Origin of the sequence: Microcoleus sp. D3_18a_C4 (assembly GCF_036702415.1) — a bacterium.
GTDB lineage: Bacteria > Cyanobacteriota > Cyanobacteriia > Cyanobacteriales > Microcoleaceae > Microcoleus.
Genome location: NZ_JAUBTI010000142.1, coordinates 1 through 13948 on the forward strand (window position 1 = coordinate 1; position 13948 = coordinate 13948).

At 46.7% G+C, this 13948-nt stretch carries 14 protein-coding genes; 4 read left to right on the top strand and 10 right to left on the bottom strand.

Going from position 1 to position 13948, the window contains the following annotated elements; translation table 11 throughout:
* Positions 1-617: 617 nt before the first annotated feature.
* Entirely contained in the window at positions 618-836 is a 219-nt protein-coding gene (locus tag QUB16_RS30855) for a hypothetical protein (RefSeq protein WP_333322021.1), read from the bottom strand.
* Positions 837-1730: 894 nt separating this feature from the next.
* Here QUB16_RS30855 and scpB point away from each other — a divergent pair.
* Together scpB and QUB16_RS30865 are read left to right on the top strand one after the other, a co-directional pair.
* Positions 1731-2246, top strand: a complete 516-nt coding sequence (scpB, locus tag QUB16_RS30860) for an SMC-Scp complex subunit ScpB (RefSeq protein WP_333055484.1) — start codon at positions 1731-1733, stop codon at positions 2244-2246.
* 42 nt (positions 2247-2288) lie between these two features.
* Positions 2289-2636, top strand: coding sequence for a DUF760 domain-containing protein (locus QUB16_RS30865; RefSeq protein WP_015177249.1), 348 nt, complete (start codon positions 2289-2291; stop codon positions 2634-2636).
* Positions 2637-2954: 318 nt separating this feature from the next.
* On the opposite strand, the gene QUB16_RS30870 is transcribed toward QUB16_RS30865, so the two are convergent.
* On the bottom strand, positions 2955-4178 hold the full coding sequence (locus QUB16_RS30870; RefSeq protein ID WP_333157628.1) for an HhoA/HhoB/HtrA family serine endopeptidase: 1224 nt from the start codon (positions 4176-4178) through the stop codon (positions 2955-2957).
* A 304-nt stretch (positions 4179-4482) separates the two neighbouring features.
* On the opposite strand from QUB16_RS30870, the gene QUB16_RS30875 reads away from it, so the two are divergent.
* Entirely contained in the window at positions 4483-5406 is a 924-nt protein-coding gene (locus QUB16_RS30875) for a M23 family metallopeptidase (protein ID WP_333157627.1), read from the top strand.
* Between the two features lie 252 nt (positions 5407-5658).
* On the opposite strand, the gene QUB16_RS30880 is transcribed toward QUB16_RS30875, so the two are convergent.
* The 8 genes from QUB16_RS30880 to purS form a co-directional block, all read right to left on the bottom strand.
* On the bottom strand, positions 5659-5931 hold the full coding sequence (locus QUB16_RS30880; protein WP_333322023.1) for a hypothetical protein: 273 nt from the start codon (positions 5929-5931) through the stop codon (positions 5659-5661).
* Positions 5932-6178: 247 nt separating this feature from the next.
* The gene (locus tag QUB16_RS30885; RefSeq protein ID WP_333157691.1) at positions 6179-6526 is read right to left on the bottom strand and encodes a type II toxin-antitoxin system PemK/MazF family toxin; all 348 of its coding nucleotides are present in this window, start codon (positions 6524-6526) and stop codon (positions 6179-6181) included.
* On the bottom strand, positions 6523-6846 hold the full coding sequence (locus tag QUB16_RS30890) for a hypothetical protein (RefSeq protein ID WP_333322025.1): 324 nt from the start codon (positions 6844-6846) through the stop codon (positions 6523-6525). The genes QUB16_RS30885 and QUB16_RS30890 overlap by 4 nt, the downstream gene beginning before the upstream one ends.
* A 192-nt stretch (positions 6847-7038) precedes the next feature.
* The gene (locus QUB16_RS30895) at positions 7039-9249 is read right to left on the bottom strand and encodes a beta-propeller domain-containing protein (protein WP_333322027.1); all 2211 of its coding nucleotides are present in this window, start codon (positions 9247-9249) and stop codon (positions 7039-7041) included.
* Positions 9242-10579 (bottom strand): hypothetical protein, encoded by a 1338-nt coding sequence (locus QUB16_RS30900; RefSeq protein WP_333322029.1) that lies wholly within the window; start codon positions 10577-10579, stop codon positions 9242-9244. Before QUB16_RS30900 ends, QUB16_RS30895 begins: the two co-directional genes overlap by 8 nt.
* 249 nt (positions 10580-10828) lie before the next feature.
* Positions 10829-11632 (bottom strand): DUF4058 family protein, encoded by an 804-nt coding sequence (locus tag QUB16_RS30905; protein WP_333322031.1) that lies wholly within the window; start codon positions 11630-11632, stop codon positions 10829-10831.
* 327 nt (positions 11633-11959) lie between these two features.
* Positions 11960-12661 (bottom strand): phosphoribosylformylglycinamidine synthase subunit PurQ, encoded by a 702-nt coding sequence (gene purQ / locus QUB16_RS30910; protein ID WP_333322033.1) that lies wholly within the window; start codon positions 12659-12661, stop codon positions 11960-11962.
* 396 nt (positions 12662-13057) lie between these two features.
* Positions 13058-13342, bottom strand: coding sequence for a phosphoribosylformylglycinamidine synthase subunit PurS (gene purS / locus QUB16_RS30915; protein ID WP_333042010.1), 285 nt, complete (start codon positions 13340-13342; stop codon positions 13058-13060).
* 143 nt (positions 13343-13485) lie between these two features.
* Between purS and QUB16_RS30920 the strand changes: the two genes are divergently transcribed.
* Positions 13486-13878: a Fur family transcriptional regulator gene (locus tag QUB16_RS30920; protein WP_333322035.1), complete on the top strand. Its 393-nt coding sequence runs from the start codon at positions 13486-13488 to the stop codon at positions 13876-13878.
* Positions 13879-13948: the final 70 nt, after the last annotated feature.

Below are 13948 nucleotides of genomic sequence, written 5' to 3' on the forward strand. Positions count from 1 at the left end.
CCCGTTGATAGGCGTTAAGTGGAAGTCCTGAGAGGGATGAAGCTGAGGCGTACTAATAGACCGAGGGCTTGACCTCTATTTCTACATGGTGATGATGATGACTTATTTCTCTGCAGTCTTCAGGGTTTTTTACCCTTACAGTTTTTCTAGGTGTCTATGACGCAGTGGCATCACTGGGATACTATTCCTTTTTCCGTTGTTAAAACTCCGGGTTGCTAATCTGAGGGAATAGGAGCTGATTGCGTCTAATTTTCATCAATTCCGCAATAGGTGCATGGCAAAGCTCCCTCCCTACTCCCTCCGCTTCGCTGCGCCCACGATTGACCGTATAATCCAATTCAAAAGCTACTATGACGGCGTTGCGATCGCCTCGACGACCGTAAGGCGACCGATCTATTTCGGAATTCCCATAAGCTTGAGCTTGTGTCCTTGTAAAATCGCACAACTATAAGCAACTATAAGCTAAAGCTATTAAAAATCTTAAATTTTTATTAATATTAAAGTTTTGAGGCGGTCGTCACAAGGGTAACTTTTTTCAAGATTATAGCCGACGGTTTGACAGTCCTTAAACCTTGCTGCGATACCACTGCGACATTTAAACGCTGTTACAGCTTGTTTCAATTTGCCGATATTGGTGAGTAAATACCAGTCTTCATCTTCGCCACTATTTCGATATTTTCGTTGCCCATAACCAGCGACATCAAAACAGCCAAATCCTTGCTGCTGATTTTAACTCCTGTCAAATAAAAGCTCGTACCTGCTACTAAACCACACTCACTCAACCGCTTAAATTCCTCTCCTTCTTCTTGAATATAGCGTCCCTGTTTTACTCTCAAAACAAACCTTATGTTCTTTTCACACAGCCAAATTGCCAGTTTAATGATCGCAAATTCAGGCGTTTCCTAAAAGGACCATTTTATATTTTTTTAGCAGACCAAGAATGGGGCAGATTAAGCTTTGTTGTTCTCGGATGTTGCTACAGGCACAGCGAAGGCAATATCTGCTACTACAAAGGTAAAGCTCTCTTGTCCCCAATCAGGCTAATCATCAACATATTTTTATCTCGCCACTGCGTTCTATCAATGGCGACCTTCAACTCTTGTTTCTTTTTAAATTGAGTTCTCCAGATATATTTAAGCAGATGAAACCAAAGCTTTTCTATCTTGAGGATAGGTAGCTTGAGAAACCGTTGAATAGAACGAACGTCGTCGGCTCTCAAACATGATTGGGTATGGCATCAATTTCGCCAATAACTCAATACTCACTTGTTTATGGGTTGGGAGCAGAAAAACTAAAATAGTCACAGTCAAGTATTCGGTGTTTTTGAGCTGGTGTTGGAAACAAATTTGGTATGATTGAGGTAACATTTTTAACTGATGGGGCTTCTTAACAAGACTGACCCCATATTTTTTTACCAAAAATCGGTCCTAGCCCCGTCATCTGTATTGGTTGATATATTTTACCATAAGCTCAGGAGAGCTAGAAACGTTGTTATATATTCCTGCGTCTCGGATTGATATAAAAAAAGAAAATTAATAGTGTAGGTTTTGTTTCTCAACCTAACCTACACTATTAATAATTTGTGTAAGGGGAATGTTTATTCCTAACTCTCATTATTCACGACACGGAAGTTACGGAAATACGGATAACTGTTGTTTTCCTGATTCCTTCTTCTTTCTTGCTTATTCCTTCTTCTTTCAACGTCCCCATTCCTAATTACTAATTCCCAAATGACTCGCTTAGCCACAACAATAGAAGCCATACTTTACCTAAAAGGTCAGCCAGTGTCGATCGCAGAAATCGCCGAGATTGCCAAGTGCGATCGAGCCGAAGCCGAAGACGCCATCATCGAACTCATGTCTGACTCGTCCCACCGCGACAGTGCATTAGAAGTCGTCGAAACCCCCACAGGATACAGCCTGCAACTCAGAGAAGAGTTTGCCAGTTTAATGCAAACTTTAATACCTCCAGAATTAGGTGTGGGAGCTTTGCGGACGCTGGCTGCGATCGCCCTCAAAGGCGGCATCGCTCAGCCAGATTTAGTTAACTTGCGAGGTTCAGGAGCTTACCAACAAGTGCAGGAACTTGTTGAAATGGGTTTCGTCCGCAAACGGCGACCGAGTGAGGGGCGGTCATATTGGTTACAAGTTACCGAGAAATTTCATCGGTACTTTCAAGTAGACCAACTGCCAAAACAATTGCAACTTGACTTTCAGGCAAATTTGTACCCAAGCAATGACGAGTAGTTTGAAGTAGAATGTAACCAGCCAGAAATTAAGAATCGCCAAATGGTTTTTCACCCTGACTTTGACACATCCAATGCCCAACAAACCGCAGTCAATCCACTGCTGAAGTACCTCCAACACCAATCCCCGGAGGTTCTAGCCCGCGTCGCCAAGTCTGTCAGCCCCGACATCAGAGAAATAATCTCTCATAACGTTCAAGGACTTGTCGGCGTTTTGCCTTCAGAAAATTTTAACGTCGAAATTACCACCGATCGCGAAAACTTAGCAGGTTTGCTAGCTTCAGCGATGATGACAGGCTATTTTTTGAGGCAAATGGAGCAAAGGATGCACCTCGAAGAAAATTTAGCAAGCACCAGCTCGATTAAACCAAACTCACCCAAAGACAAGTAAAAAAATCAACGGGTTGGGGAAGCAAGAAAGATGAAAGTTGTTCAGAAAAATCCATAATCCTGAATCATGGAGGCACAGGGAATTAAGAAACCGGGCTGTTAACCGGCTATCCCTAGCGCTACACCGAGGATTTTGGTGAAAAAACCCGGTTACTGCTTCCAGGACTATAAAGCATCAGATTCATCTTCCATCCTCCACCCTTGCAACTAATACCAATTTCAAAAAAGAATGCAACTGCAGATAAGATCCAAATCCTTATGCAGTAAGTCATTCTTAATTTTTTAATCGAAAATCGAAAATCGAAAATCGAAAATGGTATTACCCACCGGCGGAGCTACCCGATAGGGGAAAAGCACCCGGACGTACTTTAATATTCTGAACTTGACCCAAACGGTTAATTTCCAGTTCGAGTTCTTTGCCCACAACCGTGTTTTCCACCCGTTCTTGCACGTCCCCTGGAGTGTTAACCGCAATTCCGTCAACTTTTTGAATGACATCTCCGGGACGCAAGTCGGCTTTTTGAGCGGGGGAATTTTCCACGACTCGCGCCACAGCTACGCCTTGATCGAGGGTAATTTTATTATTATTATCGAGCTGTTTGTTGAGTTCGGCCTTGGTGGCTGCAGTCAAGCTGACCATTTGAATGCCGAGATAGGGATGTTCGGCTCTACCTTTGGCGAATAGCTGATCGGAAACTCGTTTGGCGGTTTCGATCGGAATTGCAAATCCCAAGCCTTGAGCGTCCGCGCGGATAGCGGTATTGATGCCAATTACTTCGCCTTGGTCGTTGAGCAGGGGGCCGCCTGAATTGCCGGGGTTGATGGCTGCGTCGGTTTGGATGAAGCGGACTCGCTTGTCGGGGATGCCGACTTGGGAACTCGATCGACCCGTAGCGCTGATAATGCCCACAGTCACGGTATTATCGAGACCTAAAGGATTGCCGATCGCGATCGCCCACTGTCCCGGTACAATATTGTCCGATCGACCCAAAGCCACCTGCGGCAGTTCCTTAGCATTAATCTTAACCACAGCCACATCCGTCAGCGGATCGACTCCCTGCACCTTACCCTCAAACTCGCGGCCGTCTTTGAGAGTCACCTTGACAGTATCAGTCCCGGAGACAACGTGAGCATTAGTAACGATGCGGCCGTCAGAAGTGAGAATAAACCCGGAACCCGTACCTCTCTTGGTTCGTTCTTCCGGCTGCGGCAAATTCTCCCCAAAAAACCGACGAAACAAAGGATTTTTGAATGCTTCGGGCACTTGATTCGCCACCTTGCTGGAGGCGTCAATCCGCACTACAGCCGGGCCGACTTTTTCGGCTGCTTCAGCAATAAAATTGGGATTGCTGCGATCGACTGCCCGATTTTCCTGAACTGAAGGAGAGGGATAGGGGGGGATTTGCTGGCGTACTACTGGCAAAACCAATCCGGTTTCCAGATTGTTTGAGCCTTGCAGATAGCGATTTCCCAACCATCCCATACCTCCGCCGATTGACAGCAGAGTCACATAAAGGGTCGCTTGCTTAAAAGATAAACTCATTTAATAACTCCCGCTAAATACCTCATCCCCGCAGACAGGTTCCTAATCAAGCTTTTTTGTCTTGGCGACGGGAAGGAAGCGGGGCGGGGCGTACCGCTTCCTCAAGAACATAGCTGTTAACAGGCAGGCGCCCATCGGCATCACAGGCAATTTTGCCGGATTTGCCAAGAGCGAATCAAACTAATAATTCTCATCCTAACTTGGCTTAGCCTGGGATTTACAGTCTGGGGGGTGGCTAGAGCTTGTAAATATGCAATTTTACAGGATTTTAAAATTGTCAACTGTCCGAAATGAATACTTTTTTATGTACATAATGACTTTGAAACGCTTATTTCCGCTGATTTTTGCATTAATTTGGTCGATCGCACCCGTTGAGAAAACGGCGGCAAATACCGAGATCCCACCTGCAAATCTTCCTTTAGGTACACCTGTAGAAAACCCCGACCCGGCCCGCGATTGCCCGAGTCCGGCTATGTCTCGGTTGCGCCGCCACACTGTGGCCCAGGGCGAAACAATAGAAAGCATCGCGCTGCAGTACAATGTGATTCCTGGGGCGCTGATCGGGATAAATCCGATGTTGCGGGGCGGTGGAGTATCTGCTGGAAGTGCGATCGTCATTCCTCCGTACAGTGGCATGGAGGTAGAAGTGCCTGCGGGCTGGAATTGGCAAAAACTGGCAGAATCTTACAAAGTGCGCGCAGATTTGCTATTTGAGGCGAATGGGTGCAGGCCTTTGGGGAAAACGGTGTTTGTGCCAGCGGTGAATAGGTTGATCGGGCCTTCTATCAATCCCGATGCAACGCCATCGGTGCAAGGATTTCCGCTGCCCGCCCCTGCAGTGGAAGCTTTGCGTTACGGGCGGCAATTGCATCCGGCGCGGCGCGAATTTTTTTTCCACAGCGGCGTAGATTTTTTGGCGTCGGAGGGTACGCAGGTTTTGGCGGCGGGCGAGGGGACTGTCGCTTTTGCCGGGCCGCAGGGGGATTACGGGAATTTAGTGGTGGTGAACCATGAAGCGGGGAAGCAAACGCGCTACGCTCATTTGAAAGATATTGCGGTAAAAGTCGGTCAAAAAGTGCAGTCTGGAGAAGTTTTGGGAACTGTGGGGACGACGGGAAAACGGGACATTCGGCCATCTCATTTGCATTTTGAAGTTCGGTACAATTCCGGTTTGGGTTGGGTTGCTGAAGACCCGCTGCTTTATTTGCAAGCGACTATTAAAAAATAGGATTGTTAGTGTGCTGGGGGGGTGACAACCCGCCCCAAATCCAGACTGGGTAAGGATTGAGCTGTGTTGTGGTAAAAAAAGATAGGCAGCAGAATTGTTACACGATTGCCTATCGCAAAAAATATGTTACCAACCTTTTACCAGACTCACTTACAAAAACAACTGACGGAAACCCCGTTTATTTTACTCACAATCTTTTTGAACCTGATAGAATCCGAGAAACAAGTAACGATCGCACTAATCGGGTTCCCATTAATCACTTATTGGTGAACAACTTATTGCCCGATCGCACATTTCTCTCAAATTCGATCGCCCGATCAACAAAAAACCCGATCGCACATAAACCCAAAAACCCGATCGCACATAAACCCAAAAACCCGATCGCACATTTCTCTCAAATTCGATCGCCTTGAAACCGACTGAAAATTTGTCTGCTTTGTGACACAGCCCGCCGGGGGTTGAAACCCCCGTCTCATAGCTAAAGTCGGTTGAAACCGACTGCAAATTCGCATGAAACCGATACACATCAACTAACTCTTCAGTCCTCTTTCAGAGGACTTTCGCTTTGAGACAGGGGTTTCAACCCCTGGCGGACTCGGCGACGAACCAACTAGCCCCTGGCGCGGACTAACTAACGGACTAACAAATCAAATTCGATCGCCCCCATCAATCCCAAAAAACCCGATCGCACATTTCTCTCAAATTCGATCGCCCCTTTCCCTAAAAGTCGATCCAAATACTATCTCTGAAAAATAAAAATCGCTCGCTCTTTTTAAGGCAAGTAACCCAAGGTAAATAATATGATATTTTCTAATTGTACCAGTATCTCTGGATTGACTTCACCAATTTTATTTCGCAATCTTGTTTTATCCAAAACTCGCAGTTGATGGCATAATGCAACAGAATCTTGAGTTAATCCTCCCTCGCCGCCGGGAATCAAAACACAGGAAGGAAGAGAGGCACGGCGCAGATTAGTTGTGAGAGGAATACTGATAACAGTAGTTGTGTATCTCGAAATTGTATCATTTTGAAAAATAATTGTGGGACGCACGCCTGCTTGTTCGGAACCTTGTGTGGGATCGAGGTTGGCAATCCAGATTTCACCTCGTCTGATTGTCATGCCAAATCCTCATGTTTGAGGAGTTCTGAATATTCGCTGATTCCGAGTTCCGCCAGTTGTCGGTCTTCTTCGGCAAATTCGCTGTAGAGTGCAGCTAAGTTAGTTTCGTCGATCGCAGGAATAGTCACTAATCTGGCACGGAATTTCAGGAAGCTAATAAATTCAAATACTTGTTGGAGTTGTTCTCGATCGAACTTTTCTAATTCTTGTTGGATTAACTCTCTCATGACAGTCATTTTTGGTGTCAAGTTTTCTGTATTATAGCCCGATCGCCCATCCACAAAAACCGATCGCACATAAACCCAAAAACCCGATCGCACATTTCTCTCAAATTCGATCGCCCATCAACAAAAAACCCGATCACCCATCCACAAAAAACCCGATCACCCCATCCACAAAAAACCCGATCGCCCCATCAACCAAAAACCCGCTCGCGGGGCCCCAGAAACCGGGTTTTTTCCGAAATACCTCGTTACAACCCACAGATTCGGGCAAAAACCCGGTTTCTTGGATTATCGCCCGCCGCTAACTCCCTCCAATCGCAGGAAATGCACCCTGCCCAATTGATCCCCCGCTACAACTGTCACTCCATCAGGGGCGATCGTACAGCAATCAAACTCATAATCTCCGCTGAAACTAGCAACTTCTTTACCGCTAAGCAAATCCCAGATTTTCAGGGTGTTATCCAATGAAGCGGAAATCGCGGTTTTGCCGTCTGGTGCGATCGCCACTGCATTTACCGAGCTAGTATGACCCGTGAGGGTTAATAGTTCGGTGCCTGTCTCGGTGTCCCAGATTTTCAGGGTTTTATCCGATGAAGCCGAAATCGCTGTTTTGTCGTCTGGTGCGATCGCCACTGCATTTACCGAGCTAGTATGACCCGTGAGGGTTAATAGTTCGGTACCTGTCTCGGTGTCCCAGATTTTCAGGGTTTTATCCGATGAAGCCGAAATCGCTGTTTTACCGTCTGGTGCGATCGCCACTCCTCTTACCAAGCTAGTATGACGGGTGAGGGTTCTAACTTCCGTACCTGTCTCGGTGTCCCAGATTTTCAGGGTCTTATCCCGTGAAGCGGAAATCGCTGTTTTGCCGTTTGGTGCCATCGCCACTCCTCTTACCGCCCTAGTATGACCCGTGAGGGTTAATAGTTCGGTGCCTGTCTCGGTGTCCCAGATTTTTAGGGTTTCATCCCCTGAAGCCGAAATCGCGGTTTTGCCGTCTGGTGCGATCGCCACTGCATTTACCCAGTCAGTATGACCGGTGAGGGTTAATAGTTCGGTGCCTGTCTCGATGTCCCAGATTTTCAGGGTGTGATCCCATGAAGCCGAAATCGCTGTTTTACCGTCTGGTGCGATCGCCACTGCTGTTACCCACCAAGTATGACCCGTGAGGTTTCTAAGTTCGGTGCCTGTCTCGGTGTCCCAGATTTTCAGGGTGTTATCCCATGAAGCCGAAATCGCTGTTTTACCGTCTGGTGCGATCGCCACTGCATTTACGAAGCTAGTATGACCGCTGAGGGTTCTAACTTCCGTACCTGTCTCGGTGTCCCAGATTTTCAGGGTTTTATCCCGTGAAGCGGAAATCGCGGTTTTGCCGTCTGGTGCGATCGCTACTGCTCTTACCGAGTTAGTATGACCGGTGAGTGTTCTAAGTTCGGTGCCTGTCTCCGTGTCCCAGATTTTCAGGGTGTTATCGTCTGAAGCAGAAATCGCTGTTTTTCCGTCTGGTGCGATCGCCACTGCTAGTACCGCCCTAGTATGACCCGTGAGGGTTAATAGTTCGGTACCTGTCTCGGTGTCCCAGATTTTCAGGGTGTTATCGTATGAAGCAGAAATCGCTGTTTTTCCGTCTGGTGTGATCGCCACTGCTAGTACCGAGCTAGTATGACCCGTGAGGGTTCTAAGTTCTGTGCCTGTCTCGGTGTCCCAGATTTTCAGGGTGTTATCGTCTGAATCCGAAATCGCTGTTTTTCCGTCTGGTGCGATCGCCACAGCCCATACCGAGTTAGTATGACCGGTGAGTGTTCTAAGTTCGGTGCCTGTCTCCGTGTCCCAGATTTTCAGGGTGTTATCGTCTGAAGCAGAAATCGCTGTTTTTCCGTCTGGTGCGATCGCCACAGCATTTACCGAGTTAGTATGACCGGTGAGTGTTCTAAGTTCGGTGCCTGTCTCCGTGTCCCAGATTTTCAGGGTATTATCCCATGAAGCCGAAATCGCTGTTTTACCGTCTGGTGCGATCGCCACTGCCCATACCGACTCAGTATGACCGGTGAGTGTTCGCAAACATCCTTCTCCTGCCCGCTCTAAATTAGCCTTTAAAGGCCGCAGCCAAAGACTATCTTTCCACTGCTTGGCCTGTTCCAGCATCCCCTGAATTTCAGGCATTTCAAAATCTAGCAACCTCCCCAACAATTGCCCAGCCAGTTGCGTTTTATCCCTTTCCAAAATGGGCGCCGACTTGCGAATAGCCCCTTGAATCAACTTCAGCGTTCCCGCTTGCCCCTCCGACAGCAAAACATCAGAAACTCTCGCCCAATCGTAATCCTCAATTAACGCTTGAACCCCCACCGCCTCCAACTTCGCCTCAATAAAATCAAAATCCGTTAACAACTGATGGAGCCTTTCCCCTCGATCACTATCTGCCAAATGCCTCGGCAGAGCTTTCAAAGCCAAAAGCCGCTTTTTCGGCGACAGTTTCCCCAACCGTTCTTTAAACTTACTCATGGCCACATAAATAACCCCCAAAATTATCACAAATCAACTTTTTTCCGCCCAATTTAGCACTGATTTCCCCCAACAATCGACTGAGAAAGTTGCCATCTCTGGTCGCATTTTCCGACCGTTGCGGATAATTTAGTTGATACCCTCGAATTAACTGAGTGCAGGCATTTTCCAGAAATTGTTCGGCGCGGACAATGCCTTGAGATTGCGAGTTAAAATGGACAACGCAGCGCCGCTTCAGCAGCAGCACTAACTTTGCCCTAATTGAACTTTTCCCAACACCCGGATCTGCTTCTAAAACAAAATATCCTTTGGGATTTTTCTGCAAAAAATCGATAATTGCTTCAAAGACAAATTGGCGACCAGTAAAGTCTTGAGTGCGGTCTTGAATAATCGTTTCGCACTCGTAGGGAAGCGGCAATCGGGGCGCGGCAGTATCAACAAATCGTTCGAGTGATGTTTTAATCTGCGCCAAATCGTCGCGGATGCCAATTTCGATCGCCTCCAACTTCACCATTACTTGACAAATCTGCTGCTGCGTCGCCACCGCCTCCAATTTGTGCAGAATTTCCCCATTTTGCAGCCCCAAATCTCTCAGTTGTGCCAAAGCAATTTGGTGCAGGTTCAACAGCATCGCCGCAAACTTTTCTCCTCCCTTCGCCGCATCCAGTTTCAGCACTTCGCGGTACGCTTTCGGGAATGTTGCGTACAGCTTGTCCGCGACAAATCCCACAATTTCCGCATCGAAGGATTTGCCCTCGCGCCGCGCGAATTCGTTGACGAAAGTTGCCCAATCTGCCTTTGTCAATCCGGTAACTCGATCGAACTCTTCGGCATCCACAGAAAAAATCTTGGTTAGCTGGTCTTCGGAAATATTTAAACCCCTTGACAAGTCGGCTGTATTCGTGTTAATATCCAGCCAGTATTCAGGAGTTTTCTCGGCTAATTGACTGAGTGCTGTTTCTGGATAAGGCAAATTTTTGGTTTCGGCGATCGCAATTAGGCGATCGGACTTGGCAACCTCTCTCAAAATATAGCCGATCGCCTCACCCGCGGCCTTAATCAAATCGTGATTATCGAGAATCCTCGGATTTTTCCCCAGTTTTTCCGCCATCCGATTTCCGAGGTCATTAGCCGCGATATTCCCCGCTATACCACCAGCAATCGCCGCCAAAATCGAAACTCCGCCAACTGCGATCGGGCCGCCCATCATACCTGCTGCTGCTTGAGTTGCCGGATTGGCGATCGCATTTGAAATAACTTGTCCAATAGCCATCACCGCACTGCATCCAATTACCCTAGTTTTAAAATTAGCTAAGTCCATTAGTGGCATAAAATAAACATTCCTCTTTTAAATAGTTGGTAGTAATTATATCTTGCCGGCTGCCGTTTAGTCCGTCGGGGGTGGAAATCCACATTATGCACTATTCTCACTAAGTCTTTCATGAACAGGCAAGATGCCTGTTCTACAAAGAGTAAATTTCTTGTGGAACAGGCATCTTGCCTGTTGCTGACGCAAGATGCCTGTTCTACAAAGAGTAAATTTCTTGGGGAACAGGCATCTTACCTGTTGCTGACAATATTAATTATCTCGAAGTTCTTTTTCTTGCAAAACTTGGGTTGCCCAAACCCGATCTTCTTCCGAGAGAGACGGTACGGGTTCTTGATTATAGTCGATCCGATAATCATAGCCAGCGCGATCGTAAATACCTGCAAATATTTCTGGGAAATTAACAATAGGTTCTACATCTTCCTCACGCAAGGGAAGCGGAAATATAGGTAGAGAATCGCGGAGATTAAAAGCATAAAGTTCGGCAAACGGACGGCGATTACTGGGACTGACTAAAATCCGATAATCGCTTTGAATAGAATTATTAAGAATGGGCATAGATTCCCATTTTCGTAGTAAATCGATTTCGACTAAATTGGTTAAGCTACCTAAAATACTCTGGCGTTTTTTGAGATAAGTAATTCTTCCTTCTCCACTACGTTTGTTGACAGGAGAAAGAATTTCAATTGCGGTGACAACTTGTTTCGTTGCCATTTCTCGCACTTCCAAGTAAGTCTGTTTAATTTTTTCAGGAGCAGGCACTTTGACGGTAGTCGGAAGTGTTATACTTACAGTGGCAACTGAACCTGTAGGAATATTCGGGTTATTAGATTGACGCTTAATCGCGACATCGGGTATACCTACTAAAACAGACTCGCTGTTACTGTCATTTGGATCGGTAATTTCATAGATGCGTTTGTCGATTGCAACCTCATATTTAGGGCGAATTTGAGGCATGATGGTATCAGCGATCGCGATAATCAATCTATTGTGAGTTTCCTGCCAGAAATCGGGGTGTTCTAAGTAGGGGTCCATTCCAGGAAAAGGTGAAGGCATAGGACTGTTTTCCGATGTATTGACTTTCAAATCATTTTAGCATTTTTAATTTTGTAGGTGCGTCGCTTTAAAGCGAGGCAGAGCCTCTGGATATAGGTTCCCAGGCTGGAGCCTGGGAACCAGTTAAAGCTTGTCAAGAACAGGCAGGATGCCTGTTCCACAGTAATTATTGGAGATGTCTATTTGTAGATGAATTTAATCTGTTGTGGAACAGGCATCTTGCCTGTTGCAAAGAGCGGGGTTTCCGGCCCGCCCCACAATAAATTTAATCTACTGTGGAACAGGCATCTTGCCTGTTCATAAAATTATAGACACCCCAAATATCAACTACAAAACAGCAGCCACACTTGCCATCAACAACCCTTGAAACAATTTCACCCCATCAGTTTCGCCCAACATCGGATCTGATGCCCTCTCAGGATGCGGCATCATTCCTAATACATTGCCTTGGCGATTGCAAATACCGGCAATATTATTTAACGAACCGTTGGGATTCCCAGAATTGCTAATTTCGCCCGCCGGAGTGCAGTAGCGAAACAACACTTGATTGTGATCTTCTAGTTCTGCTAAAGTATCCGCATCAGCATAATAGTTGCCTTCACCGTGGGCGATCGGCAAATCGATGATTTCACCCGAAGTATAAGCCGCAGTCCAACGAGTATTACCGCGTTCGACTTTCAAAGAAGCCCGATCGCAAATAAAATTCAATCCCGCATTCCGCACCAGAGCACCGGGCAACAAACCAGCTTCAGTCAACACCTGAAAACCGTTGCAAATACCCAGTACAAGTTTGCCCTGTTTCGCGTGTTCCGCAGTAGCCCGCATAGCCGGAGAAAAACGGGCGATCGCGCCGCACCGCAAATAATCTCCGTAACTGAAACCGCCGGGAATTACAATGACATCAATATCCGAAATATCGGTATCTTCGTGCCAAATCATGCGAGTTGGTTGGTGGAGTAACCCTTGAGTCACCCACACCACATCGCGATCGCAATTTGAACCAGGAAAAACAATAACTCCAAATTTCATAAGCTGAAGGAAGAAGGAAGAAGGAAGAAGGAAGAAGGAAGAGGTGTCAACTTAAGACTAAAATCTTATGTTTTTCTCGCTTGTATCAAAGTCTAGATCCCCCTAAATCCCCCTTAAGAAGGGGGACTTTGAGTGTTCCGAGTTTTTGTGTTTTTAACGAAGACTTTGAAAGCTCTTGTCCTCGCCTTTTTAAGAGAGACTTTGAACACTCTTGTCCCCCCCTTATTAAGGGGGGTTAGGGGGGATCTCCGGGTTGAAAAACACCCTAGGACAGAGACTTTCAACGCTCTTGTCCCCGCTTTTTAACAAAGACTTTGAATGCTCTTGTCCCCCCTTATTAAGGGGGGTTAAGGGGGATCTCCGGGGCCAAAAAACACACCCTACGGACGATCGCATTTATGCCGCCGCTGTCTCCACAGCAACAGGAATTTCAGTCAAATCAAAGCGATAATTTTCAATCACTGGATTGGCCAAAAGTTGGTCGCAAACGCGATCGAGTTGTTCGCGGGCCTCCGACTCACCAGCAGCAGTCAGCGTCAATTCAACGTACTTCCCGATTCGCACACGCTCAACATTGTCGTATCCCATGTGTTGCAAACCAGACTGTACGGCAGTGCCGGCGGGATCTAAAACAGAAGGGCGGAGGGTAACATAGATTTGGGCAAGATATTTCTGAGTCACGGGAATGTTGCGGTAGGTGATGTGAAAGTTAGCCCCATTGTATTCTACAACCGAGCAGCGCGCCGATCGCCCTTTGGTTCGCCCAAGTAAGATAGCCTAGAAACAGGGACTGATTTGACTCTAGCAGATTACACAAAAAAATTATGAGAACCAACCGCACCCGCAGTCAGGAGCGTATTTTACACTTGCTCAAGCACTTGAATCGATCGCTCTCAGCGCAAGATATCTACTTAGAACTGCGTAACAGCGACCACAGCATGGGCCTAGCAACAGTTTACCGTTCCCTCGACGGTTTAAAGCGAGAGGGGTTCGTTCACGTCAGAACGCTTGCTAGTGGCGAGTCTCTCTACGGTGCCGCCCACCAAGATCAACACCACTTAACTTGTCTCGAATGCGGCGCATCAATTACGATCGACGAATGCCCCGTCCACCACTTAGAAAGCCAACTACAACAATCTCATTCTTTTAAGATTTATTATCACACTTTGGAGTTTTTCGGATTGTGCGATCGATGTACTTTGGCTCAAGAATCTTAGGATCGCGAATTAAATAACTTACAATTTTAATTGTTATTGTGGGATGGGCGTCCCGCCCGTCCTTTTTGGA